The sequence below is a fragment of the Streptomyces sp. NPDC107765 genome (assembly GCF_055657085.1).
Genome location: NZ_JBVKBL010000005.1, coordinates 442,434 through 467,186 on the forward strand (window position 1 = coordinate 442,434; position 24,753 = coordinate 467,186).

At 71.4% G+C, this 24,753-nt stretch carries 22 protein-coding genes and 1 tRNA gene; 7 read left to right on the forward strand and 16 right to left on the reverse strand.

The genetic code is table 11. The annotated features are described in order from the left end of the window. Nucleotides 1–70: 70 nt before the first annotated feature. On the reverse strand, nucleotides 71–865 hold the full coding sequence (locus ACZ7MX_RS16010) for an SDR family NAD(P)-dependent oxidoreductase (protein WP_472132423.1): 795 nt from the start codon (nucleotides 863–865) through the stop codon (nucleotides 71–73). A 301-nt stretch (nucleotides 866–1,166) separates the two neighbouring features. After that, a complete protein-coding gene (locus ACZ7MX_RS16015; protein WP_030413445.1) occupies nucleotides 1,167–1,664 on the reverse strand; it encodes a MarR family winged helix-turn-helix transcriptional regulator in 498 nt (165 codons plus the stop codon). A 177-nt stretch (nucleotides 1,665–1,841) separates the two neighbouring features. Here ACZ7MX_RS16015 and ACZ7MX_RS16020 point away from each other — a divergent pair, with 177 nt between their 5' ends. After that, complete coding sequence (locus ACZ7MX_RS16020; RefSeq protein ID WP_472132425.1) at nucleotides 1,842–2,663, forward strand: trans-aconitate 2-methyltransferase; 822 nt, start codon at nucleotides 1,842–1,844, stop codon at nucleotides 2,661–2,663. A gap of 91 nt (nucleotides 2,664–2,754) precedes the next feature. Here ACZ7MX_RS16020 and ACZ7MX_RS16025 read toward each other — a convergent pair whose 3' ends face one another. Genes ACZ7MX_RS16025 through ACZ7MX_RS16040 form a run of 4 tightly spaced genes read right to left on the reverse strand, consistent with a single transcriptional unit; the run spans nucleotide 2,755 to nucleotide 5,012 of the window. Next, the gene (locus tag ACZ7MX_RS16025; protein WP_472132427.1) at nucleotides 2,755–3,003 is read right to left on the reverse strand and encodes a type II toxin-antitoxin system RelE family toxin; all 249 of its coding nucleotides are present in this window, start codon (nucleotides 3,001–3,003) and stop codon (nucleotides 2,755–2,757) included. Further along, nucleotides 3,000–3,254, reverse strand: a complete 255-nt coding sequence (locus tag ACZ7MX_RS16030) for a type II toxin-antitoxin system Phd/YefM family antitoxin (RefSeq protein ID WP_472132429.1) — start codon at nucleotides 3,252–3,254, stop codon at nucleotides 3,000–3,002. Before ACZ7MX_RS16030 ends, ACZ7MX_RS16025 begins: the two co-directional genes overlap by 4 nt. 40 nt (nucleotides 3,255–3,294) lie before the next feature. Further along, nucleotides 3,295–3,981 carry a TetR family transcriptional regulator gene (locus ACZ7MX_RS16035; RefSeq protein WP_472132430.1) on the reverse strand — a complete coding sequence of 229 codons (687 nt, stop codon included), beginning with the start codon at nucleotides 3,979–3,981 and terminating at the stop codon, nucleotides 3,295–3,297. 35 nt (nucleotides 3,982–4,016) lie between these two features. Further along, complete coding sequence (locus ACZ7MX_RS16040) at nucleotides 4,017–5,012, reverse strand: acyl-CoA desaturase (RefSeq protein ID WP_472132551.1); 996 nt, start codon at nucleotides 5,010–5,012, stop codon at nucleotides 4,017–4,019. A 302-nt stretch (nucleotides 5,013–5,314) separates the two neighbouring features. Here ACZ7MX_RS16040 and ppc point away from each other — a divergent pair, with 302 nt between their 5' ends. Continuing rightward, nucleotides 5,315–8,071: a phosphoenolpyruvate carboxylase gene (gene ppc / locus ACZ7MX_RS16045; protein WP_472132432.1), complete on the forward strand. Its 2,757-nt coding sequence runs from the start codon at nucleotides 5,315–5,317 to the stop codon at nucleotides 8,069–8,071. Nucleotides 8,072–8,152: 81 nt separating this feature from the next. On the opposite strand, the gene ACZ7MX_RS16050 is transcribed toward ppc, so the two are convergent. The 7 genes from ACZ7MX_RS16050 to ACZ7MX_RS16080 form a co-directional block, all read right to left on the reverse strand. Next, entirely contained in the window at nucleotides 8,153–8,677 is a 525-nt protein-coding gene (locus ACZ7MX_RS16050) for a hypothetical protein (protein ID WP_472132434.1), read from the reverse strand. A gap of 91 nt (nucleotides 8,678–8,768) precedes the next feature. After that, nucleotides 8,769–9,359: an aminoacyl-tRNA hydrolase gene (pth, locus tag ACZ7MX_RS16055; protein ID WP_472132436.1), complete on the reverse strand. Its 591-nt coding sequence runs from the start codon at nucleotides 9,357–9,359 to the stop codon at nucleotides 8,769–8,771. A gap of 100 nt (nucleotides 9,360–9,459) precedes the next feature. Then, nucleotides 9,460–10,053, reverse strand: a complete 594-nt coding sequence (locus ACZ7MX_RS16060) for a 50S ribosomal protein L25/general stress protein Ctc (protein WP_472132438.1) — start codon at nucleotides 10,051–10,053, stop codon at nucleotides 9,460–9,462. A gap of 226 nt (nucleotides 10,054–10,279) precedes the next feature. Further along, nucleotides 10,280–11,254: a ribose-phosphate diphosphokinase gene (locus ACZ7MX_RS16065; RefSeq protein ID WP_362613350.1), complete on the reverse strand. Its 975-nt coding sequence runs from the start codon at nucleotides 11,252–11,254 to the stop codon at nucleotides 10,280–10,282. Between the two features lie 73 nt (nucleotides 11,255–11,327). Next, nucleotides 11,328–12,785 (reverse strand): bifunctional UDP-N-acetylglucosamine diphosphorylase/glucosamine-1-phosphate N-acetyltransferase GlmU, encoded by a 1,458-nt coding sequence (gene glmU, locus ACZ7MX_RS16070; protein WP_472132440.1) that lies wholly within the window; start codon nucleotides 12,783–12,785, stop codon nucleotides 11,328–11,330. Between the two features lie 118 nt (nucleotides 12,786–12,903). After that, a tRNA-Gln gene (locus ACZ7MX_RS16075) sits at nucleotides 12,904–12,979 on the reverse strand. Nucleotides 12,980–12,986: 7 nt separating this feature from the next. After that, nucleotides 12,987–13,859 (reverse strand): hypothetical protein, encoded by an 873-nt coding sequence (locus tag ACZ7MX_RS16080; RefSeq protein WP_472132442.1) that lies wholly within the window; start codon nucleotides 13,857–13,859, stop codon nucleotides 12,987–12,989. Between the two features lie 154 nt (nucleotides 13,860–14,013). On the opposite strand from ACZ7MX_RS16080, the gene ACZ7MX_RS16085 reads away from it, so the two are divergent. Further along, entirely contained in the window at nucleotides 14,014–15,456 is a 1,443-nt protein-coding gene (locus ACZ7MX_RS16085; RefSeq protein WP_472132444.1) for a sensor histidine kinase, read from the forward strand. A gap of 80 nt (nucleotides 15,457–15,536) precedes the next feature. Here the strand turns inward: ACZ7MX_RS16085 and ACZ7MX_RS16090 are convergent, their stop codons facing one another. Both ACZ7MX_RS16090 and ACZ7MX_RS16095 read right to left on the reverse strand, forming a co-directional pair. After that, complete coding sequence (locus tag ACZ7MX_RS16090) at nucleotides 15,537–16,118, reverse strand: SUKH-3 domain-containing protein (protein WP_472132446.1); 582 nt, start codon at nucleotides 16,116–16,118, stop codon at nucleotides 15,537–15,539. 8 nt (nucleotides 16,119–16,126) lie between these two features. Next, entirely contained in the window at nucleotides 16,127–16,645 is a 519-nt protein-coding gene (locus ACZ7MX_RS16095) for a YwqJ-related putative deaminase (RefSeq protein WP_472132448.1), read from the reverse strand. A 373-nt stretch (nucleotides 16,646–17,018) separates the two neighbouring features. Here ACZ7MX_RS16095 and ACZ7MX_RS16100 point away from each other — a divergent pair, with 373 nt between their 5' ends. From ACZ7MX_RS16100 to ACZ7MX_RS16115, 4 genes are all read left to right on the forward strand, one after another. Then, nucleotides 17,019–18,026, forward strand: coding sequence for an SMI1/KNR4 family protein (locus ACZ7MX_RS16100; RefSeq protein WP_472132553.1), 1,008 nt, complete (start codon nucleotides 17,019–17,021; stop codon nucleotides 18,024–18,026). Nucleotides 18,027–18,031: 5 nt separating this feature from the next. Further along, nucleotides 18,032–20,707, forward strand: a complete 2,676-nt coding sequence (locus tag ACZ7MX_RS16105; RefSeq protein WP_472132450.1) for an SUKH-4 family immunity protein — start codon at nucleotides 18,032–18,034, stop codon at nucleotides 20,705–20,707. A 257-nt stretch (nucleotides 20,708–20,964) separates the two neighbouring features. Then, nucleotides 20,965–21,903 carry an LCP family protein gene (locus ACZ7MX_RS16110; RefSeq protein WP_472132555.1) on the forward strand — a complete coding sequence of 313 codons (939 nt, stop codon included), beginning with the start codon at nucleotides 20,965–20,967 and terminating at the stop codon, nucleotides 21,901–21,903. Between the two features lie 98 nt (nucleotides 21,904–22,001). Continuing rightward, nucleotides 22,002–22,970, forward strand: a complete 969-nt coding sequence (locus tag ACZ7MX_RS16115) for a cellulose-binding protein (protein ID WP_472132452.1) — start codon at nucleotides 22,002–22,004, stop codon at nucleotides 22,968–22,970. A gap of 22 nt (nucleotides 22,971–22,992) precedes the next feature. Here ACZ7MX_RS16115 and ACZ7MX_RS16120 read toward each other — a convergent pair whose 3' ends face one another. Further along, entirely contained in the window at nucleotides 22,993–24,624 is a 1,632-nt protein-coding gene (locus tag ACZ7MX_RS16120; RefSeq protein ID WP_472132454.1) for an MFS transporter, read from the reverse strand. Nucleotides 24,625–24,753: the final 129 nt, after the last annotated feature.

Below are 24,753 nucleotides of genomic sequence, written 5' to 3' on the forward strand. Positions count from 1 at the left end.
GGTCCCCCCAGGGGTCGAAGCTCGGGCGGGCCGGTCCGCGGCCCGCGGGCGCCCGGGACCCGCGTCCCGGTCAGGACGAGTTCTTGTACACGCTCCAACCGCCGTCCACGACGAGGCTCGCGCCGGTGATGAAGGACGCCTCGGGGGAGAGCAGGAAGGCGATCGCGGCGGCGACCTCCTCGGGCCGTCCCAGCCGCCGGGCGGCGGTCTCCGCGGCGGCGGCCTGCCGTTCCTCCTCGCCGATGCCGTCCCAGGCGGCGGTCAGTACGGGGCCCGGCAGCACGCTGTTGACCCGTACCTGCGGGCCGTATTCGACGGCCAGCTGGCGGCCCAGCCCGGTCAGCCCGGCCTTCGCCGCCGCGTAGGCGGGCCGGCCGGGCAGCCCCACCAGGGCGTGCACGGACGAGGTCAGCACCACCGCGCCCTGCCGCTCGCGCAGGTCCGCGAGGGCGGCGCGCACGCCGAGGAACGAGCCGGTCAGGTTCACCGCGAGCTGCCGGTCCCAGTCGGCGAGCGGGGTGCGGTCGGCCGGCGCGACGTACGGCAGGTAGGCGTTGCTCACCAGCCCGTCCACCGGGCCGTAGCGCCGCCGCGCGGCCTCGACGGCCCGCTGCCAGTCCGCCTCGGCCGCCACGTCGCCGTGCTCGAACGAGGCCCGGCCGCCGGCCGCGCGGATCCGCCGGGCGAGGTGCTCGCCGCGGTCGTCGTCGATGTCCAGCAGCAGCACGCCGGCACCCTCGGCGGCCAGCCGGTCTGCGGTGGCCGCCCCGATGCCGGCGGCGGCCCCGGACACCACGACGGTATGGTCCTCGAACCGCCTGCCGTACGGGCCGCGGGGCCGGTGCGGTGCGCGCTGCTGGCTCATGGCGCGATCCAAGTGCACAACGGGAGCCACGGGCAAGGGGACGGGGTGCGCAGGGGGCGCGCGTCGAATCAGGGGGCGCACAAGGTGGGCTTACGCGCCCCCAATTGCGGTGTGCGGCACGGTGTCGTGCGCGGGCTGACGAGGTGTTCCCGCGGTGGTGCCTTCGCCCCTGCGACCTCCGGCGACCGCGCCCGCGCCGCCGGCCCGGGAGTGCGCGCCCTTCTTCCGCCCCGAAAAGTCGCACGCGGGCGGGGCGGTGGCCACCGTCGGGGGCCGGGCGGCCTCACCGGGGCGCGACCGGCTACCCCGGGATGTTGTCGAACGGCCCGGTCAGCTTCCTTAGCAGCCCGGCGAGTTCGCCGCGCTGCTGACGGGAGAGTTCGGCCAGGATGGCGCGTTCCTGTACCAGCAGACCGGCCAGCGACTGGTCGGCCTTGTCGCGGCCCTCCGGAGTCAGCCTGACCAGCACTCCCCGCCGGTCACTGGGGTCGGGCAGCCGCTCGACGAGGTTCTTCTTGGCGAGCCGGTCGATGCGGTTGGTCATCGTCCCCGAGGTGACCAGCGTCTGCGTCAGCAGCGCTCCGGGGGAGAGCTGATACGGCGCCCCGGCCCGGCGCAGCGCCGTCAGGACGTCGAACTCCCAGGGTTCCAGGCCCACCTCGGCGAACGCGATGCGCCGGGCCCGGTCGAGATGTCTGGCCAGCCTGGAGACGCGGCTGAGGACCTCAAGTGGTTCCACGTCGAGGTCCGGGCGCTCCCGGCGCCATGCTGCGACCAGTCGGTCGACCTCGTCCTCCATGACGATCAGTGTAGAGGGTCTGTCGACATGAAGTCTCTTGACGTCGAGATATATTTGGCTGGACTATGGGGCATCGTCGGCGGAGGCTCGGTTTCCGGCCGCCACGGCCCGAACCGGAACTGCCCATCCGACCGCGCCAGCCTTGTGCCAGCCCTGCACGACGAAAGGGTTTTGAACATGCACGACGCACCAACCTGGGATCCGCAGCAGTACCTCCGCCACTCCGGGCACCGCACCCGCCCCTTCCTCGACCTGCTCGCCCGGATACCGGAACTGCCCCGCCGGGACCGACCCGCCCGCATCGCCGACCTCGGCTGCGGCCCAGGCAACGTCACCGCCCAGCTCCTCCTCCGCTGGCCCGACGCGCACATCACCGGATACGACAACTCGCCCGAGATGCTCAAGGAGGCCGAGGCCCACGCCGGCCCCACCCCGGGCGGCGGCCACCTCGACTTCGCGCCCGCCGACGCCACCGACTGGACCCCCGACGAGCCCTTCGACCTGATCGTCTCCAACGCGGCGCTGCAGTGGGTCCCCAACCATCCGGAATCGCTGCCGCGCTGGATCGACGCCCTCACACCCGGCGGCACCCTCGCCTTCCAGGTCCCCGGCAACTTCACCTCGCCCAGCCACGCCCTCCTGGGCGAGCTGTGCGACGCCCCCCAGTGGCGTGAACGCCTCACCACCCACGGCAGGCGCTTCATCCACATCCTCGAACCCGCCGCCTACCTCGAACGCCTCACCGACCTCGGCTGCGACGCCGACGTCTGGGAAACCACCTACGTCCAGCTCCTGCAGGGCGACGACCCGGTCCTCGACTGGGTCAAGGGCACCGCACTGCGCCCCGTCCTGACCGCCCTGGAGGACGACCCCGCGGCCCGCGAGGCATTCCTCGCCGAATACCGCGACGCCCTGCGCAAGGCCTACCCCACCGGCCCCCACGGCACCGTCTTCCCCTTCCGCCGCATCTTCGCCATCGCCCGGAAACCGGCGGCCTGACCCCGGCCCGTGCACACCGGCCTCGGACACACCAGCTCGCCCGCCTGCCTGGGGAGGCACGGCAAGCCCGCTGGTTCGAGGCCGGCACGGTTTACGGGGTGCGGCCCAGGTTCGTGACCAGGACGCGGATCACGCTGTCGTCGATCACGTAGAGGACGCGGTAGTCGCCGACGCGCAGGCGGCGGATTTCGAGCCCGTAGGGCACGGATCCCGCCGGGCGGGGGTCATGGGCCAGTTTGTCGATGGTGTCCAGGACCACGGCCAGGCCGCTCGGGTCCTCTTTCAAGAACCGGGCTGCGGAGTCGAGGGCCTGCGGTTCAAAAATGATCTCGTAGGTCACCGCTGTTCGAGCCCCAGCCGCTTGCGCACCTCGGCCATGGGGATGCCCTCTCCGAGCGTGCCCTCCGCCTTCCGCCGCTGATAGTCGGCAACGGCCAAAGCGTCTTCAAGATCCTCTATCACCTGAGGCGAGACGAGCAGCGCCGCCACGTGCCCGTGGTCGGTCAGGGCGATCGTCTCGCGGCCGTGGGCCGCGCGGCGGACCAGATCGCCGAGCTGGGAGCGGGCGGAGCTGATGGTGATCTCAGTCATGTGCAGAGGGTTTCACAAGATGCACCTTGTGCACAACAACTCAGTTCTTCCGGTGCCCTATCAACCGCGGCTTCTGCTCCAGCCCGTCCAGGCCGTGCCAGGCCAGGTTGACCAGATGGGCGGCGACCTCGGCCTTCTTCGGCTTGCGGACGTCGAGCCACCACTGCCCGGTCAGGGCGACCATGCCGACCAGGGCCTGGGCGTAGAGCGGGGCCAGCTTCTGGTCGAAGCCGCGGTTCTTGAACTCCATGCCGAGGATGTCCTCGACCTGGGTGGCGATATCGCTGATCAGCGAGGCGAACGTGCCCGTCGACTGGGCGACCGGCGAATCGCGGACCAGGATGCGGAAACCGTCGGTGTACGTCTCGATGTAGTCGAGCAGCGCGAACGCGGCCTGTTCGAGGAGCTCGCGGGGATGGCCGGCGGTCAGCGCGCCGGTCACCATGTCCAGCAGCTGGCGCATCTCGCGGTCCACCACGACCGCGTACAGCCCCTCCTTGCCGCCGAAGTGCTCGTAGACCACCGGCTTGGAGACCCCGGCCTTCGCGGCGATCTCCTCCACCGACGTGCCCTCGAAGCCGCGCTCGGCGAAGAGCGTGCGACCGATGTCCAGCAGCTGCTCACGGCGCTCCGCGCCGGTCATCCGGACCCTGCGCGCCCGCCGCGTGCCCGCGGCGGTGGAAGACTTGCTCTTACTGCTGCTCGTACTACTGTCGTCGATCGCCACTCGTCAATCATGCCTTCCCCCGTCACCGCCGCGGGCTACCCCACAGCGGCGGTCTCCTTGCGCCGGGCCTCGACGCGCGACGCGTTCGGCCAGCGGACGTCGTACGCCCAGCCCGCCTTCTCGAACCAGCGGATCAGCCGGGCACTGGAATCCACCTGCCCCTTCAGCACGCCGTGCCGGGCGGACGTCGGATCCGCGTGGTGCAGGTTGTGCCAGGACTCCCCGCAGGACAGCACCGCCAGCCACCACACGTTGCCCGAGCGGTCGCGGGACTTGAACGGGCGCTTGCCCACCGCGTGGCAGATGGAGTTGATCGACCACGTGACGTGATGCAGCAACGCCACCCGGACCAGCGAACCCCAGAAGAACGCGGTGGCCGCACCCTGCCACGACCACGTCACCAGCCCGCCCACGACCGGCGGGATCAGCAGCGAGACCGTCGTCCACAGCACGAACTGGCGCGAGATCGTCCGGATCGTCTCATCCTTGATCAGATCCGGCGCGTACTTGTGCTGCGGCGTCTGCTCCTCGTCGAACATCCAGCCGATGTGCGCCCACCAGAGGCCCTTCATCAGGGCCGGCACCGTCTCACCGAACCGCCACGGAGAGTGCGGATCACCCTCCGCATCGGAGAACTTGTGGTGCTTGCGGTGATCCGCCACCCAGCGGACCAGCGGACCCTCCACCGCCAGCGACCCCATGATCGCCAGCGCGATCCGCAGCGGACGCTTCGCCTTGAACGACCCATGGGTGAAATAACGGTGGAAACCGATCGTGATGCCATGGCAGCCGATGAAATACATCGCCGTCATCAGCGCGAGGTCCAGCCAGCTCACCCCCCAGCCCCAGGCCAACGGCACCGACGCCACCAGCGCCACGAACGGAACGGTGATGAACAGCAGCAGCGTGATCTGTTCGACCGACCGGCGCTGCTCACCCCCCAGCGTCGCGGACGGCTGCGGAGCACCGGTCCGCCCGGACGCATCGGAAGAAAGCAAAGGATCTTCTACGGCTTCAGGACCTGCGGTCATGATGTCCCTCGTCGGGGGCTCGGGGGCACGGCTACGGCCTACGGAACCGTAACCTACGGTCTCGTAAGTATGGCAGTGCCACCGCCACGGGCAAGGCCGTGACAGGCCCCACACCACCACCTCCCGGTACGGATGCCCACCCATCGGACGGTGTGATCCGCCGACAGTGGGCAGTCCTATCCTGGGGACGTCGGACAGCGCGGTCCGCAACCCGCCCGCATCAGACCTGCCCACGCGTCGCCCCCCACCACCCCTCCCAGCGAGCCGCGGAGCGACGCCCCTGATCGCCGCAAGGAGCACCAGTGAGCAGTGCCGACAACACCCCCGTCGAGACCGCGACCAGCGAGCCCGCCGAGGCCGCCGGCGTCGCCCTGCGCGCCGACATCCGCCGCCTCGGCGACCTCCTCGGCGAGACCCTCGTCCGACAGGAAGGCCCCGAGCTCCTCGACCTCGTCGAGCGGGTACGCGCCCTGACCCGCTCCGACGGCGAGGCCGCCGCCCGCCTCCTCGGCGACACCGACCTGGCCACCGCCGCCAAGCTCGTCCGCGCCTTCTCGACGTACTTCCACCTCGCCAACGTCACCGAGCAGGTCCACCGCGGCCGCGAGCTGCGCGCCAAGCGCGCCGCCGAGGGCGGCATCCTCGCCCGCACCGCCGACATGCTCAAGGACGCCGACCCCGAGCACCTGCGGAACACCGCCCGCAACCTCGGCGTACGCCCGGTCTTCACCGCCCACCCCACCGAGGCCGCCCGCCGCTCCGTCCTCACCAAGCTCCGCAAGGTCGCCGAGCTGCTCGACCGCACCGACGCCACCGAACGCCGCCGCACCGACCTCCGCCTCGCCGAGAGCATCGACCTCATCTGGCAGACCGACGAACTCCGCGTCGCCCGCCCCGAGCCCACCGACGAGGCCCGCAACGCCATCTACTACCTCGACGAGCTCGCCCGCGGCGCCGTCGGCGACGTCCTCGAAGACCTCGCCGCCGAGCTCGAACGCGCCGGCGCCCCGCTGCCCCCCGGCACCCGCCCGCTCACCTTCGGCACCTGGATCGGCGGCGACCGCGACGGCAACCCCAACGTCACCCCCCAGGTCACCTGGGACGTGCTGATCCTCCAGCACGAGCACGGCATCACCGACGCCCTCGAACACGTCGACGAGCTCCGCGGCGCCCTGTCCAACTCCATCCGCAACTGCGGCGCCACCGACGAGCTCCTGGAATCCCTCCAGCGCGACCTCGACGTGCTCCCCGAGATCAGCCCCCGCTACAAGCGCCTCAACGCCGAAGAGCCCTACCGCCTCAAGGCCACCTGCATCCGCCAGAAGCTCGTCAACACCCGCGAGCGGCTCGCCGGCGACACCGCGCACGTCCCCGGCCGCGACTACCTCGGCACCACCGAGCTCCTCGACGACCTCACCCTCCTCCAGACCTCCCTGCGCGAACACCGCGGCGGCCTGGTCGCCGACGGCCACCTCGAACGCACCATCCGCACCATCAGCGCCTTCGGCCTCCAGCTCGCCACCATGGACATCCGCGAGCACGCCGACGCCCACCACCACACCCTCGGCCAGCTCTTCGACCGCCTCGGCGAGGAATCCTGGCGCTACGCCGACATGCCGCGCGACTACCGCCGCAAGCTCCTCGCCAAGGAACTCCGCTCCCGGCGCCCGCTCGCCCCCACCCCGGCCCCCCTCGACGAAGCCGGCGCCAAGACCCTCGGCGTCTTCCGCACCATCCTCAAGGCCAAGGAAACCTTCGGCCCCGAGGTCGTCGAGTCCTACATCATCTCCATGTGCCAGGGCTCCGACGACGTCTTCGCCGCCGCCGTCCTCGCCCGCGAGGCCGGCCTCATCGACCTGCACGCCGGCTGGGCCAAGATCGGCATCGTCCCGCTCCTCGAAACCACCGAGGAGCTCAAGATCGCCGACCAGCTCCTCGACGAAATGCTCGCCGACCCCTCCTACCGGCGCCTGGTCGCCCTCCGCGGCGACGTCCAGGAGGTCATGCTCGGCTACTCCGACTCCTCCAAGTTCGGCGGCATCACCACCTCCCAGTGGGAGATCCACCGCGCCCAGCGACTCCTCCGCGACGTCGCCCACCGGCACGGCGTGCGCCTCCGCCTCTTCCACGGCCGCGGCGGCACCGTCGGCCGCGGCGGCGGCCCCTCCCACGACGCGATCCTCGCCCAGCCCTACGGCACCCTCGAAGGCGAGATCAAGGTCACCGAGCAGGGCGAGGTCATCTCCGACAAGTACCTCATCCCGTCCCTGGCCCGGGAAAACCTCGAACTGACCGTCGCCGCCACCCTCCAGGCCTCCGCGCTGCACACCGCACCCCGCCAGTCGGACGAGGCCCTCGCCCGGTGGGACGCGGCCATGGAAACCGTCTCCGAGGCCGCCCACGGCGCCTACCGCCGCCTCGTCGAGGACCCCGACCTCCCGGCGTACTTCCTCGCCTCCACGCCGGTCGACCAGCTCGCCGACCTGCACCTGGGCTCGCGGCCCTCCCGCCGCCCCGGCTCGGGCGTCTCGCTCGACGGTCTGCGTGCCATCCCGTGGGTCTTCGGCTGGACCCAGTCCCGGCAGATCGTCCCCGGCTGGTACGGCGTCGGCAGCGGCCTCAAGGCCGCCCGCGAGGCCGGCCTCGACACCGTCCTCGACGAAATGCACGAGCACTGGCACTTCTTCCGCAACTTCCTCTCCAACGTCGAAATGACGCTGGCCAAGACCGACCTGCGGATCGCCCAGCACTACGTCGACACCCTCGTGCCGGACGAACTGAAGCACGTCTTCGACGTCATCAAGGCCGAACACGAACTCACCGTCGCCGAGGTCCTGCGCATCACCGGCGAGAAGGAACTCCTCGACGCCAGCCCCGTCCTCAAGCAGACCTTCCACATCCGCGACGCCTACCTCGACCCGATCTCCTACCTCCAGGTCTCCCTCCTCCACCGCCAGCGCACCGCCGCCGAACGCGGCGAGGAGCCCGACCCGGTACTCGCCCGCGCCCTGCTCCTCACCGTCAACGGCGTCGCCGCCGGCCTCCGCAACACCGGCTGACCCGACACACCCCCGCACAAACGGCGGCGGCCGGCCCCTTCACCGAAGGAGCCGGCCGCCGCCGTATCAATTCCAGATGCGCTACATCGTCGCGAACGCCGCCCCCAACAACGCCGCCCCCAACAACCCCATCCCCCACGCCGTACGCCGCATCCGCATCCCCCCGGCCACCACCAGCGCCGCCAGCAACAACGCCCCCGCGAACGGCACCCACGCATGCAGCACCCCCGCCGTCCCCGCCCGCACCGCACGCGACGTCCCCGGCTTCAGCACCACCTCGACCCGCTCACCCTTCTCCGGCGCCGCCGCCTGCGCGATCGACACCCGCGGCCGCGGCCGACCCGTCCCCGCCACCGGCACATACGGACCCGAACACCGCTCACCCGCACACGCCGACACCGTCAGCACCCCGCGCTCCCGGCCCTTGACCAGCATCGCGTACTTCGCCGTGCTCCACGAGGTCCACACCCCCGCCACCAGCAACAGCAACGCCAGCAGCCCCATCAACCCCGTCCGGGCGACCAGCACCACCCCATAGGCGCTCTCACCGAGCCGCCGCCAACGACTGCGTCTGACCGAACGGGTGCGCGTACTGCTTTTGGGCATGGCCGCGATCCTTGGCCATCCACCAGCACCCGTCAACCTCCGACAACAATTCGTCAGACCCTGCCCCGACCCGTCCCCTAAAAGCACTCGATCACGAGTTGTACGTACTCTGCGCCCGCTCCAAACCATCCACGATCAACGTCTCCACCGCATCCGCCGCACGATCCACGAAATAGTCCAACTCCCGCCGCTCCACCGACGAAAAGTCCCGCAGCACGAAATCCGCCACCGGCATACGACCCGGCGGACGCCCGATCCCGAACCGCACCCGGTGATAATCCGCCCCCAACGACTTCGTGATCGACTTCAGACCGTTGTGACCGTTGTCACCACCACCCAGCTTCAGCCGCAGCGCACCGAAATCAATGTCCAACTCATCATGAACCGCCACCACATGCGCCACCGGCACCTTGAAGAAATCCCGCAAGGCGGTCGTCGGCCCACCCGACAGATTCATGAACGACAACGGCTTCGCCACCACCACCCGGCGACTCGACAACCCCGGCGCACCCAGCCGGCCCTCCACCACCTGAGCCCGCGCCTTGTGCGACTTGAAACGGCCCCCCAACCGCTCCGCCAAAAGATCCGCCACCATGAAACCGACGTTGTGCCGATTACCCGCGTACTCCGCACCCGGATTACCGAGACCCACCACCAGCCACGGGCTGTCCGCATCCGCCATCTGCACCCTCCTCCAACGGCACGACCGCCGCCCCGCGCCAAACGGCACGGGACGACGGTCACCAAAAGAATCACCAGGGCACACCGGCCCCGGAAACGAATCAGGCCTGGGCGCCCTCGGCCTCGCCCTCGGCACCCTCCTCGGCCGGAGCCTCCGCCTGCGCCGCGACGACCTGCAGGACGACGGTCTCGTCCTCCACCGCCAGCGACACACCCGACGGCAGCGCGATGTCCTTCGCCAGCACCGACGTACCCGCGTCCAGGCCCGCGATCGACACGGTCACCGACTCCGGGATGTGCGTCGCCTCGGCCTCGACCGGCAGCGTGTTCAGCACGTGCTCCAGCAGGTTGCCACCCGGAGCCAGCTCACCCTCGGTCTGGATCGGCAGCTCGACCGTGACCTTCTCGCCCTTCTTCACGGCCAGGAAGTCCACGTGCACCAGGAAACGACGGATCGCCTCACGCTGCACATCCTTGGGGATGACCAGCTCGCTCTTGCCGCCGAACTCCAGACGAAGCAGCGCGTTCGGCGTCTTCAGCGCCATCATCAGCGCGTGGCTGTCGATCGCCACGTGCTGCGGCTCCGCACCGTGACCGTAGATCACCGCCGGAACCTTCGCCTCACGACGCAGACGGCGGGCCGCACCCTTACCGAAGTCGTCCCGCACCTCAGCGGAAAGCTTCACCTCAGCCATGACAGCACTCCTCGTATCTCAGAAACATCCGGTGGGCGTCACCCGGCCCACGACAGACCTGCTACGAAGAGCGCGTCGATAACGGACAACCACCCAAAAAAGGCGGCCTCCCTCGCCGAGCAACTCCACGAGTCTACCCGGCAGGAAGGCCGCCCCAAAATGGATCTCAAACGCCCAGCGGACGCGGGGACCTACCCCACCCCACGGACACCGACGATCACCACACTCACTGCTCCTCGAACAGGCTCGTCACCGAACCGTCCTCGAACACCTCACGGATCGCCCGGGCGATCGTCGGCGCCATCGACAGCACCGTGATCTTGTCCAGCTCCAGCTCCGAAGGCGTCGGCAGCGTATTCGTGAACACGAACTCACTCACCTTCGAATTCTTCAGCCGATCCGCCGCCGGACCCGACAGCACACCATGCGTCGCCGTCACGATCACATCCGACGCACCATTCGCGAACAGCGCATCCGCCGCCGCACAAATCGTGCCACCGGTGTCGATCATGTCATCGACCAGGACACACACCCGGTCCTTCACATCGCCGACCACCTCATGCACGGTGACCTGATTCGCCACGTCCTTGTCACGCCGCTTGTGCACAATCGCCAGCGGCGCACCCAGACGGTCACACCAACGGTCGGCGACCCGCACCCGGCCGGCGTCCGGCGAAACCACCGTCAGCTTCTCCCGGTCCACCTTCGCGCCCACGTAATCCGCAAGAACCGGCAGCGCGAAAAGATGATCCACCGGGCCGTCGAAGAAGCCCATGATCTGATCCGTGTGCAGATCCACCGTCACCACACGGTCCGCACCCGCGGTCTTCATCAAATCCGCGATCAGCCGCGCCGAAATCGGCTCACGACCCCGGTGCTTCTTGTCCTGACGCGCATAACCGTAGAACGGCACGACCACCGTGATGCTCCGAGCGGAAGCCCGCTTCAGCGCATCAATCATGATCAGCTGCTCCATGATCCACTTATTGATCGGAGCCGTGTGGCTCTGAATCAAAAAGCAGTCCGCGCCACGCGCCGACTCCTGATAGCGGACATAGATCTCACCATTGGCGAAGTCGAAAGCCTTCGTCGGGACCAGGCCCACACCCAGCTGGTGCGCGACCTCCTCGGCCAGCTCGGGGTGGGCGCGGCCGGAGAAGAGCATCAGCTTCTTCTCGCCGGTCGTCTTGATCCCGGTCACAGCAAATCTCCTCGAATCACAGTTTGCGTGCGCTCATCACGGTACGCCCCGCACGGCGCACCTGGTTGCACGATCACCGCTCGCCTTCCGACTCCCGGCGAGCAGCCGCAGCAGCCTGCGCGGCGGCACTTCCAGGCCGCTTACGCGCGACCCAACCCTCGATATTCCGCTGCTGGCCACGCGCGACCGCCAGCGAACCCGGGGGCACATCCTTGGTGATGACCGAGCCCGCCGCCGTATAAGCGCCGTCCCCGATCGTGACCGGAGCCACAAACATGTTGTCCGACCCCGTCCTGCAATGCGAACCAACGGTCGTGTGGTGCTTCGCCTCACCGTCATAGTTCACGAACACACTCGCCGCACCGATATTGGTGAACTCACCAATGGTCGCATCCCCCACATACGAAAGATGCGGCACCTTCGTACCCTCACCCACCGACGCGTTCTTCATCTCCACATACGCGCCGGCCTTCGACCGCGGACCAAGATCCGTCCCCGGCCGCAGATACGCATACGGGCCCACATTCGCACCCGCACCGATACGCGCACCCTCAGCAACCGTGAAAGACACCACCGCACCCTCACCCACCGACGTATCCGTCAGCCGGGAATGCGGACCCACCTCGGCACCCGACGCCACACACGTCGCACCCAACAGCTGCGTCCCCGGGTGCACCGTCACGTCCTGCTCGAACGACACCGACACGTCCACGAACGTCGACGCCGGATCCACCACCGTCACACCCGCCAGCATCGCCCGCTCCAGCAACCGCTCATTCAGCAGCCGCCGCGCCTCCGCCAACTGCACACGGTTGTTGATCCCCAGAATCTCCCGGTGATCAGCGGCCACCGCCGCCCCCACCCGATGCCCCGCCTCACGCACGATCCCCAGCACATCAGTCAGGTACTCCTCACCCTGACTGTTGTCCGTCCGCACCTTCCCCAGCGCATCCACCAGCAGCCGGGCATCGAAGGCGAACACCCCCGAATTGATCTCCCGGACCGCCCGCTGCGCCTCCGACGCGTCCTTGTGCTCGACGATCGCCGTCACCGCACCCGACGCCGCATCCCGCACGATGCGCCCGTAACCCGTCGCGTCCGGCACCTCCGCCGACAACACCGTCACGGCATTCCCGTCCGCCGCATGCGTCTCACCGAGCCGCCGCAGCGTCTCCCCGGTCAGCAGCGGCGTGTCCCCGCAGACCACGATCACCGTGCCGTCGAGCACGACACCGCTGTCGCTCAGCTCCTCCAGCGCCGTACGGACCGCATGCCCGGTACCCCGCTGCTCGTGCTGGACGGCGGTCCGCACCCCGGGATCGACCTCGGAGAGATGCGCCCGCACCTGCTCCCGGGCATGGCCGACGACCACGACGAGATGCTCGGGGTCCAGCTCACGGGAGGCGGCGACGACATGGCCGACGAGAGAGCGGCCGCAGAGTGCGTGCAGGACCTTGGGGGTCGCCGACTTCATGCGGGTACCTTCACCCGCTGCGAGAACGACGACGGCTGCCGGGCGGTTGGCGCTCACGGGGATGCCCTTCGGCTTCTTGGCTACTTCGGGTGGTGGTCACCCGAAGGATACCGGGGCGTATTGCGGGCGAAACGACGGCGGGTCCTGATCTTGCGATCAGGACCCGAACTTGCACTGGCTCCCCCGCAAGGATTCGAACCTTGTCCTGCTGGTACCAAAAACCAGTGTGCTGCCAGTTACACCACGGGGGACAGTGCGTCAGACCATACCTGAGCCTGCGCCGGGCGTGGACACCGATTTGACCATGCCGGCCCACCAACCCTCGATGCGACGGTAGAGCTCAGCGCACTGAAGAACGCGGACCACGAAGCAGCCTCGGTAGTCGTCGCCCACGTTCTTGCGCACCGTTTTGGTGTTGTGCCTCTTGAGTACCGTCTTGCACAGGTCGGGGACGTCGACGCCCACCAGGTCCGCCCAGTACTGCTCGGCGCCTGCCACATCGGCAGACTCGTGGATCATCACGGAGAAACGCAGTCGCTCACGCTCGACGCCGAGCAGCGTCAGCCAGGCCATGTAGACCTTGATCATGCCTGGGTCGCTGTTGACGAAGATGACCCGTTCTCTGCGCTGGTACGGCTTGCTCTTGCTCCCCTCCGACCAGTACAGGCCGACACCGATCAGGAACAGTTCCCGCTCGCTGAGTGTGCCGATGCCTTTCGCCGCCTCCGCCTTCGTCTGCTCGATCGCGCGGTCCCGGGCTTCCCGGTACGGCGCCCACCGCGCCTCCCGCATCTGGTGCATGGCCTCGGGTGACTTCTGAGGCTTGGGTAAATCGCGCACCCAGAGCGACACGGAGCTCTTGGCGACCCCGAGCTCCGCCACGATCTCGTTGTAGGTGCGCCCCTGCTTGCGGAGCTCGCGTGCCTTCGCCCGGAGGTCGTCCTTGGCGTTCGGGCGCCTGGTCCAGTCGGGCGGCGGCTCACCTTCCAGGAGGGAGGTCAGGGCGGCGTCGGTCAGGGGGAGGGACAGCCGGTCGCGGATCTGGCGGCGGCTGAGGCCGGCGCGGCGGAGGGCGAGGGCGTGGTGGCGTAACGCTTCGTAGTCGTAGGGGGTCCGTTGGGTGTGCGACATGGGAACAGGGTGACGGGACACGACACGCCAGAGCATCGAAAACGTGGGCGATTCAACAGTTCGAGGGATAACCGAGGGTAAGGCTGGTATCCGGGCGGGCGGGCGTCCATAACTGGGCGGAGGAACCGGTGGAGGCCCCCGTAGGCTGGTCGGTATGACCGCGACGGGGGCAAGTGAAGGTGTGGGCGCGCGGGGTGCGCCGATAGGTGGGCCGTGGTGGTGGGCGCGGCGGCGCAGCGCCGTACTGGATGCGTCGTTGGCGGCTGCTTCGACGGTGGAGTGCCTGCTCGAGGGCGTGAGTTTTGCGCATGGGGCGCATCTGCCGGAGCTGCTGGGGGCGCTGCTCGGTGTGCTGGTGGGTCCGGTGCTGTTGGTGCGTCGCCGGTGGCCCGTGGTGGTGGTGCTGGTTTCGATAGCGGTGATGCCTGCGGAGATGGGCGGACTGCTGAGTGTGGTGGGGCTGTACACGCTCGCCGCGTCGGATGTGCCGCGTCGGATCACCGCGTTGTTGGCCGGTATGACGGTGACGGGGACGTTGGTGACGACGTTCCTCAGCATGCGGCAGGACATCGCGTCGCAGCCGGACTTCAATCCGCCGGTGTGGCTGGTGCCGGTGATGGCGTTGGCGCTGGGTCTGGTGCTGACGGCGCCGCCGGTGTTGTGGGGGTTGTACGTCGGTGCGCGGCGGCGGTTGGTGGAGAGTCTGAGGGAGCGTGCGGACGGTCTGGAGCGTGAGCTGTCGCTGTTGGCGGACCGGGCCGAGGAGCGGGCGGAGTGGGCCCGTAACGAGGAGCGGACGCGGATCGCGCGGGAGATGCATGACGTGGTCGCGCACCGGGTGAGTTTGATGGTGGTGCATGCGGCGGCGTTGCAGGCGGTGGCGTTGAAGGATCCGGAGAAGGCGTCGAAGAACGCGGCTCTGGTGGGGGACATGGGCCGGCAGGCGCTGACGGAGTTGCGGGAGATGCTCGGGGTGCTGCGGACGGCCGAGGGGTCGGCGTCGCGGGGTGTTGCGGGGGCGGATGTGCCGGAGCGGCTGGCGGCGGTGGCGTCGGGGGTGCGGGCGCGGGGTGCGGCCGAAGGGGATCCGGAGCGGGAAGGTCGGGAGCGGGACCCGGGTCGGAGGGGTTCGGCTGTGGAGGTGTCGTCGGGGGAGGGGGATCCGGACGGGCCGGGTCTGGATGATCTGGGGGATCTGGTGGGGCAGTCCCGGGCGGCCGGGATGGTGGTGGAGCTGTCGGTGGCCGGTGGCGAGGGGGAGTCGGTCCGTCCGCGTTATGGGGCGCGGGTGGAGCGGGCGGTGTACCGGGTGGTTCAGGAGGCGTTGACGAACGTCCACAAGCATGCGCCGGGTGCCCGGGCGCGGGTGCGTCTGGCGCATCGTGAGGGTGAGCTGGCGGTGCAGGTGGAGAACGGTCCGTGTGAGGGCGGGGCGGCGGATGCGGGGCTGCCGAGCGGGGGCAATGGTCTGGTGGGGATGCGGGAGCGGGTGACGGCCCTGGGTGGGGTCTTTGTCTCGGGTCCGACGGACAGTGGTGGTTTCCGGGTTTCGGCGGTTCTGCCGGCGCCTTCGCCGGCGCCGCGCGTCGTGGGCTGACCCGGGTCGCGGTTTCTTCCGGCGGTCCGCCGGGTGGGGGTGCTGCGCCGGCGGGGGCGTTGTCGGGCCGTGCCTCGGGGTCAGTCGGTCCCGTGGGGCGAGAGGCGGCTCGGTCGGGTGCCGAGGACGAGGGTGCCCAGTGCGGTGTCGATGTCTGCGCCGAGGTACCAGTCGCCGGTGTGGTCGAGGCTGTAGATGCGGCCTTCGGCGTCGATGGCGAGGGCGGCCTGGGGGTGGATGCCGTCGTGGGTGGGGAGTTCCTCGCGGCCGAGGGGGGCGACGTCGGTGGCGAGGGCGCGGCCGAGGTCGCCGAGGGTGCGGGCGAGGTGGAGGCCGTGCAGGGGGTCGATGACGAAGGGGGTGGGGGCGATGTGGCGGCCGGGTCCGGGGCCGGTGATGCGCAGGCCGCCGAATTCGGCCCAGGCTTCTACGGCGGCGGGGAAGACGGTGTGGCGGTGGCCGGCGGGGGAGGTGTGGGCGCGGAGGGTGTCGGCCCAGTGTTCGGCCTGCTTTATGTCCCAGCGGCCGGGTTGCCAGCCGGCTTCCTGGAGGGCGACGTCGACGGCGGCGGGGAATCGGGTGGAGTCGGTGCGGCCGGGGGTCCGGTCGTGGGTGGCGTCGCGGGGTCCGGGGGTGCGCGGGCCGGGGGTGGTGGGCGGCATGGTGGCGTTCAGCTCCCTGTGGGCGTCGCGCCGATCGGCATGACGCCGAAGTGGGCGAGGAGGGCGTCGCAGGAGCGGCAGGGTGGGGCGTAGCTGCCGTGCTGGGGGTCGCCGTCCTCGCGGATGTGGCGTGCGGTGATCTTGGAGTGTTTCAGGGAGCGGCGGGCTTCGCCGTTGGTGAGGGGCTTGCGGGAGGCGCGTTTGCCGCGGTTGGTCTCGACGGCGGTGAGGTGGCGGGAGAGCAGGACGGCTTCGGGGCAGCGTCCGGTGAAGCGTTCGCGTTGTGCGGTGGGGAGGGCGTCGAGGAAGTCCTGGACGAGGGGGTGGAGCGGTGGGGGCTGTTCGGCCTTGCTGGCGGTGCAGGTGAGGGTGTGGCCGCGTACGGACAGGGCGGCGCCGATGGTGGGGAGGATGCCGTCGCGGCGGTGGTGCAGGGCCGGCGGGCGGTGGGTGTCGGCGGTGCCGCTCCAGCCGATGCGGGGGTCGCCGGTGCCGGTGCCGGTGCTGTGACGTGCCGTGGTGCTCATCCGTGGTGCTTTCCCTCCCTGCAAACCCCCCGGTTGCGGGGGTCAGCCTGCCAAATGTGCTGGGTGTTCCGGTAGTCGGACGGCCTGTCGCGGTGATCACGAGGGGCTGACGGGGTGTCGGCCGGTGGCCAACGGGGCTGGTGGGCGGGGTGGTGTGCGGGGTTCAGGGGCGGTGGGCCGGCGGGTGACGCCGGTGTGTCGCGGGGCTGACGGGCGGGGGGCGCGGGGGCGGAGGAGGGGGTTCCGCCGGGTGGGAGGCGGGTCGTCGCCGGGCCGGGGGGTGGCGCTGACGTGCGGGGCGGGGGCGGCGGGGGGTGTTGCGGTACGGCATAGGCTGTGCCCCAAAGCCAGCTTCAGCCAGGGGGCAACCGCGATGACGACAGGTCGGCCAGGGCTGGGGGTTCCACCCGGCCCCCAGGCGGCGGGACATGCCGCGCCACCGAATGCGGCCTATGCCGGACAGGTCGTGCATTTTCCGGATCCGGTGCGTGCCGCGCGGTATCCGGCGGGGGTGCGGATGGACGGGCGGGGCTTCCCGGATTTCACGCCGTACGCCCGGGCCGCGGCGGAGATCGCCGAGCCGCCGGAGGGTTTCGGGGTCGATGAGCTGAGGCTGACGGACTATGTGTCGGCGAACGCGGCGCTGCACGCGCAGGGGCACGAGCTGTGGATAGATGTGCCGCCGGTGGCCACGCCGCACGGCTGGACCTGGCATCACGTGGCGGGTACCCGGCGGATGGAGCTGATCCCGGTCGAGGTGAAGGCGCTGTTGCGGCATCACGGTGGGCTGGCGACGGCGGCGGTGGCGCACGACAAGCGCGGGACGCGGCCGTTGCAGGAGACCCGGCCGGCGCATTTCGGGTTGCCGCACCGTGATCTGTCGGTGGGTGAGGAGCAGGTGGTCCAGGCCGAGGAGGCGCTGGGGTACCGGCTGCCGGGTGCGTACCGGTCGTTCGTGAAGGCGGCGGGCGGGTGTGCGCCGGTGGGTGCGGCGCTGGACGCGGAGTTGGGGCTGCTGGTGGACCAGCCGTTCTTCACGGTGCGGGACGATGCGGCGGTCAATGACCTGGTGTACGTGAACAAGTGCCTGCGGGACCACTTCACCAAGGACTATCTGGGCGTGGCGTTCGCGCAGGGTGGTGTGGTCGCGGTGAAGGTGCGCGGTGAGGGGCGGGGTTCGGTGTGGTTCTGCCCGTACGACGATGCGCGGGACCGGGACGGCTGGACGGTGCAGGAGCGGGTGGAGCGGTTGTTGTTGCCGTGCGGGGCGGATTTCGACGAATTTCTGCAGCGGCTGGCGGGTAATCCGCCGGAGCTGGAGACGGTGGCGAACCTGATGGTGGACGGCGGTTTCGCGCAGGCCGTTGCGGTGGGGGGCTGATCGCGGTGGTGACGTTCGCGCAGGCGCAGGAGCGCGCCGAGCGGTGGGTGAACGGTGAGGTGCCGGCGGAGCTCCACCGTGAGGTGCGGGTGCGGGAGTTCGATCTGGGTTTCGTGGCCTGGGCGGAGGACCGTGAGGGGGGTGCGGCGTCGGAGGGCGGCCGGGCCCGGATGGTGATCGCGCGGGACAGCGGGGAGACCACGCTGTGGCCGGGGCTGCCGGTGGGCGAGGTGATCCGTCGTTACGAGGAGGAGTACGGCACTCCGGTGGACGGCGGGTACGGCGCTGCCGAGCCGCCGCAGCGGATCGATCTGGAGGCCACGTCGTTCCTGCTGACGCCGCCGGAGTGGCTGCAGGAGGCGGCGGACGCGATCGGGGTCCCGGACCGTAGTGGCGGTGCGGGGGCGGCCGGTGGCGCGGGGAGTGCGGGGAGTGCGGGGGAAGGGGCCGGTGCGGGTTCCGGCCCGGTGGCCCCGTCGGTGCCGCAGCAGGCCGCCGCGCCGCAGCCGTCCGCGGTGCCCGCGCCTGCTCCTGCCGCCGCGCCCGGCCCGGCCCCCGCGAACGCTGCCGACGACACCCCCTGGGCGGCGGCGGACACGACGCATTCCGACGCGGGGGCCGGGGACCGTTCGGTGGGCCTGCCGGCGACGGTCTTCGCGCCGCCGCTGGCCGGTTGCGACGAGGAGGACGCCCCGGTGGCGCCGCGGGCGCGGCCGGACGCCAAGACCGAACTGCTGCAGGGCGGCAGCCAGTTGCCGCGTACCCAGGTCGCGCCCGCGCTGGACCTGCCGTCCGGTCAGGCCGGCGGTCCCGGTGGGGCGCCGCTGCCGCCGATGCCGTCCGCGCCGCCGGCCGTTGCGGGGCTGCCGGATCTGCCGCCGCCGTCGGGGCCGCCGGTCGCGGACGTGCCGCCGCCGCCCGGCGTCGCCGGGCCGGGTGCTCCCGGCCCCGCCACGCCCCCGCCCGCCCCGCAGAGCGCGGAATCCCCGGCCACGGGTACGGGTGGGGCCGCCGCGGGCGCGTCCGGTGGGCCGGCCGGTGGTTACGTACCGACGCAGCTGGTCTCGCAGCTGGATGCGGACGGTCTTGATCTGAGTGCGGTGGACGGGCCGGGTGGCGCCGGCGGTCCCGGTGGCGGTGACGCGGGTGGCTCCGGCGGTACGGGTGCGCCGGGTGCCGGCGGTCCCGGTGGTGGGGTGCACGCCGCGGCGACGATGCTCGCCGACGGGGCGGCGCTGCAGGATCTCGTGGGTGCCGGTGGCCCGGGGGGCGCGGGTGCGGGTGTGCCGCCGCCGCCCGCGCCGCCGGGCGTACCCGGTGCGCCGAAGCCGCCCGGCCCGCCGGGGCGGCCCGGTCAGGGTGCGCACGGCGGCCAGGGCGCGCAGGGTGGCCAGGGTGGGCAGGGCGGTCCGCCGCCGCCCCCGCCGGCGCCCGTCGCGGGTGGTGGCTCCGGTGGTGGGGTGCATGCCGCGGCGACGATGCTGGCCAGTGGCGCGGCGCTGCCGGGCGGTCCCGGTGGTCCGGGCGGTCCGGGTGCGCCCGGTGTGCCGCCGGCCGCCGGTCCCGGTGTGCCGCCGCCCGGTGTGCCGGGTCCGCCGCAGGGGCAGCCCGCCGCGCCCGGCCCGCAGCCCGGTGTGCCGGGCCCCGGCGGTGCGGCTCCCGGTGCGTACGGCTATCCGCCGGCGCCCAGTGGTCAGCCGACGGTCGGTCCGGGCTACATGGCGGTGCTGAGCTATCGGGCCCCGGACGGTTCGGAGCAGAAGATCGTGCGCCGTTCGGCGCCGGGTACGCCGCATCCGGAGTGGCAGCTGCTGCACGAGCTGCGCGGGATGAACGTCCCGCCGCAGCAGGTGTTGGAGCTGCACACCGAGCTGGAGTGCTGTGATCTGCCGGGCGGCTACTGCGCGCGGATGATCCGGGACAACTGGCCGCAGGTGCGGATCAGCCACACCGCCGCGTACGGCCGGGACCATGCCTCGCGTCAGCAGGGCGTGCGTCATCTCGTCGAGCACCAGGGCGAGTTGCACCAGGTCGCGGACGGTCCGGCGCGGCCGGCCCCGGTGCGGGTGCCGTTGCCGCATCCGTCGCAGGTGCAGCCGGTGCCGCCGGTTCCGCCGCAGGTGATCGGGCAGGAGCTGGAGCAGTCGTTCGGGCCGCAGGGGATCTTCCGGTTCGACCAGCGGGCGGTCTCCCGGCACGGTGTGCCCGACGTGGTGGCGCAGATGCTGGTGTGGGCCGGGCTGCCGGTGGACTTCGGGCCGTTCTTCTGGGCGCAGGCGCAGCCGGGCCGTCCGGTGCCGACGCTGGCGGAGCTGGCGGCGGAGCGCGGGGTGCAGCCGGCGTCGGACGCCGGGTCGTACCTGGTGATGGGCAACGACTTCGGGCGTCAGCTGTGTGTCCAGTACGGGACCGCGAACATCGTGGCGGTGCCGATGGAAGCCGGCCCGGGCGGTCAGCCGGCCGCGCCGCAGTTCGTGAATTCCGGGCTGCCGGAGTTCGTGCGGTGTCTGGCGATGCTGGGCCGGATGTGGCGGCTGCGGTACGGGCTCACGCCGGAGCAGGCGGGCCGCTGGACGGTGGACTTCCAGGCGCAGCTGGTGGCGCTGGATGCGCCGGCGCTCGGTTCGCCGGAGACCTGGTGGTCGGTGCTGCTGGAGCAGATGTGGGACGGCCTGCTGTGAGGGGTGTTCTCCGCTAGGGCGGGGGCGCTCGACCTGCGGGCCGGGCCGGGCGCCCTGACCATGCCTGTATGGGCCGTCCGATACCCCCGTCGTGGTCGTCGTCGTGGCCCGGCCCGTCGACGACGCTGTACCGGGCGCGGCGGCCGCCGTGGTGGCACCGGCGGCGGGTCGCCCGTTCGCTGCCGGGGCGGCGCCCGCCGCGGCGCCGGGGGACGGGTTCCGGGCCGTCCCGGCTGGCCTGGCTGAGGTGGCTGCTGGTGGCGCTGCTGGTGCTCGTGCTGCTGGTGGTGGCGGGCGGGGTGGGGCTGTATGTGCGGGCGGGGCAGCAGCTGCAGCACGTCGATGCGCTGGGTGACTACGCGGGGCGGCCGGCCGCCGGGCGGGGCACGAACTGGCTGCTGGTCGGTTCGGACAGCCGGGCCGAGCTGACCCCCGAGCAGCGCAAGGAGCTGCACGTCGGCAACAACCAGGTGCGGAACACCGACACGATCATGGTGCTGCACTACGGCGATCACGGGCCTTCCCTGGTGAGTCTGCCGCGTGACAGTTACGTACCGGTGCCGGGGTACGGCAGCCGGAAGATCAACGAGGCGTATGCGGACGGCGGCCCGCGGCTGCTCACCCGGACGGTGGAACAGGCGACGGGGCTGCGGATCGACCGGTACGCGGAGGTCAGCTTCCTGGGGCTGGTGCAGGTGGTGGACGCGTTGCCGGACGGGGTGCGGCTGTGTCTGGAGCGGCCGCTGCGGGACGAGAGGTCGGGGGCGGACTTCCCGGCGGGCTGCCGGCGGATGAACGGCACCGAGGCGCTGGCGTACGTCCGGGCGCGGTATGCCGACCCGCAGGGGGACCTCGGACGGGTGAAGCGGCAGCGCCGGCTGATCGGTGCGCTGGCGGACGGGATGACGGACTCCCAGGTGCTGCTCGATCCGTTCCGGCTGCGGCGGGTGCTGGACGTGTCGGTGGCGGCGCTGAGGGTGGATCAGCAGGCGGGAATGGCGCAGTTGCTGGACATGGGCTGGGCGATGAAGCAGATCGCGGGCGGGAGCGGGACGGCGACGACGGTGCCGGTGCGTCAGCCGGGGGTGACGGTGGCCGGGGCCGGGTCGGTACTGCTGTGGGACGAAAACGGGGCGAGCCGGTTGTTCCGGGCCTTGCGCCACGATGATCCAATTCCGACTTCTGTCGCTAAATAACGCATCCTGGTGCAGTGGGTCGGCCGGCGGGTCGCGAGGGCGCCGCCGCCGGCCGGTCCGAGGAGAAGTGCGCGCAACTGCACAGAGGGGCTTGAGGGATGAGTGCATCGGTTTCGCCTCACGGGTTCGAGATCGTACGGGGCCGTGGGTACCGGCCGGAGGATGTGGACCGCCGCTTCGAAGGGCTCTCCATCGACCGTGACTCCTGCTGGGAGCGGGCCGCACGGCTCACCGTCCTGTGCAACGAGATGGAGGCCGAACTCACCGAGCTGCGGCTCTATCTGGCGAAGCTGCCCCCGCAGACGTACGAATCCCTCGGCAGCGAGGCCCGGTTGATCCTGACCACGGCGGAGTCCGAGGCGGCGCGGCTGCGCACGGAGGCCGAGGATTTCGCCGAGCAGGAGCGGGACGCGGCCGACGCGCACGCCAAGAGGGTCCGGGAGTCGGCGGACAAGGCGGCGTCCGCGCTGCGCACCGACGCCGACGAACGGGCCCGGCACGCCGAGGAGGTGGCCCGGGACAACGCCACGAACCTCGTGGCGGCGGCGTCCCGGGAGGCCGGGGAGCTGCGCGCGGAGGCCGCCGAGGCGCTGGCGAACGTGATGCGGCGCACCGACCAGCTGCTCAGCGACCAGGAGAAGCGGCACGCGGAGGAGTGGGACGCGGGCGGCCGGGAGATCGCCGAGCGGGAGGCGGCGCTGGAGCGGCTGGTGGCGGAGCTGGACGAGCGGGGTGAGGTGCTGCTCGCCGACGAGCGCCGGCGCTACGCCCAGGCCGAGGAGGCCGCCCGGCACCACCTGGAGGCCGCCGAGGACCAGGGCGCCGAGCTGCTGGCGCAGGCCCGGGTCGCGGCGGAGCGCATCGAGCGGGCCACGGAGCGGGTGCTGCGGGAGCACGACGAGGAGCGCGAGGAGCTCCGTTCCCACATGGCGCACGTCCGCAACAGCCTGGCGGCGCTGACCGGCAAGGCCCCGGCGCCGGAGGACGACGGCCCGGCGGCCGGCCCCGCCGGGCCCGACGAGGAGGACACCGTGGAGACCCAGGTGCCGCGCCAGGCGGGCGGCTGACCCTGCGAAGGCTCCGGCCCGGCTACGTCCCGCCGGGCTCGGCCTGTTCCGTACGGGCGTCCGCGTGCACCGGGAAGCGCCGCGGGGCGAGCAGGAGCAGGGCGAGCACGGCGAGCGCCGCGGCCGTGGCGGCACCGAGGTAGACGTGGCCGACGGTGGCGGCGACCGCGCGGCGGAGGTAGTCGGTGGCGTGCGCGGTCAGCGTGCCGGCGTGCTCCAGGGCGTGCGAGACCGCGTCGAGGTCGCCGGGCAGGCCGGGGCGGATGTCGGCCGGGGCGTGGGCGAGGCGGTCCTTGAGGGTGGTGTTGGCGACGGCGCCGAAGAGGGCGGCGCCGACGGACTGGCCGACCTGGCGGCAGAAGAGTATGGACGCGGTGGCGGTGCCGCGCTCGGCGTAGCCGACGGAGGACTGCACGCCGATGATCAGCGGCAGCTGGAAGAGGCCGAGGGCGGCACCCAGCGCCAGCATGATCAGTGCGGGCTGCCAGGCCGCGCCGGGATAGGGCAGCAGCGGGAAGGCGAGCAGGATCAGCCCGGCCGCGCCGCTGCCGAGCAGGGCGCAGTTGCGGATGCCGAGGCGGTTGTAGACGTGGCTGCTCAGGGCCGCCGACACCGGCCAGCTCAGGGTCATCACGGACAGCACGAAACCGGCCGCGATCGGGCCGAGGCCCAGCACCGACTGGGCGTAGGTGGGCAGGAAGACGGTGGGGGCGACCATCAGCAGGCCGAGTGCCCCCAGGGCGAGGTTGACCGCGGAGATGGTGCGGCGGCGCCACACCCAGCCGGGGATGATCGGCTCGGCGGCGCGCCGTTCGATCAGGACGGTGGCCGCGCCGCACACCGCGCTGCCGGCGAACAGCAGCAGGGACGGGGTGGAGAGCCAGGCCCAGGCGACGCCGCCCTGGACCAGGGCGGTCAGCAGCAGCCCGCCGCAGGCGAAGATCGCCAGCGCGCCGGGCCAGTCCACCCGGGGCCGGCCGGCCCGGACGCCCACGCCACGGCCGGTGGCGCGTCGCGGCTCCGTGAAGTGCCGCCCGACCAGCCACAGCGCCACCGCGCCCACCGGCACGTTGACCAGGAAGATCCACCGCCAGTCCGCGTAGGCGGCGAGCAGTCCGCCGAGTGCCGGCCCGGCGATCGCCGAGGTGGCCCAGACGCCGGAGAGCCTGGCCTGGATCTTGGGGCGTTCCTTCATCGGGTAGAGGTCGGCGGCGATGGTCTGCACGGTGCCCTGGAGGGCGCCGCCGCCCAGGCCCTGCAGCACCCGGAAGGCGATCAGGGACGCCATGTTCCAGGCGGCGGCGCAGGCCAGTGAGCCGGCGAGGAAGAGCACGATGCCGGTGAGCAGGATGGGCTTGCGGCCGAAGGTGTCGGAGAGCTTGCCGTAGACGGGCAGGGTGACGGTGACGGCCAGCAGGTAGCCGGAGAACAGCCAGGAGAAGACCGCGAAGCCGCCGAGGTCGCCGACGATCTGGGGGACGGCGGTGGCGATGATCGTGGAGTCCAGCGCGGCCAGTGCCATGCCGAGCATCAGGGCGGCGACGACCGGGCCGCGCCGCTCGGTGCGGGCGTCCCCGGTGTCCGGCGCCGGCGTCCGCGGTCCGCCCGTGCCCCGGTCCGTGGGGCTGTCGCTGCCCCTGGTCGTACGGCTCATGGGTCCCCCTCCGCTTCCCTGCCACCGTTGTGTGTAGTGGGCACCGTTCCTGGCCCAGCCTTCCATGCCGGACCGGGATCCGGAACGGGACCGGGCGGCCCGCCCCCGCCCGGGCCCGGTCTGCTCGGG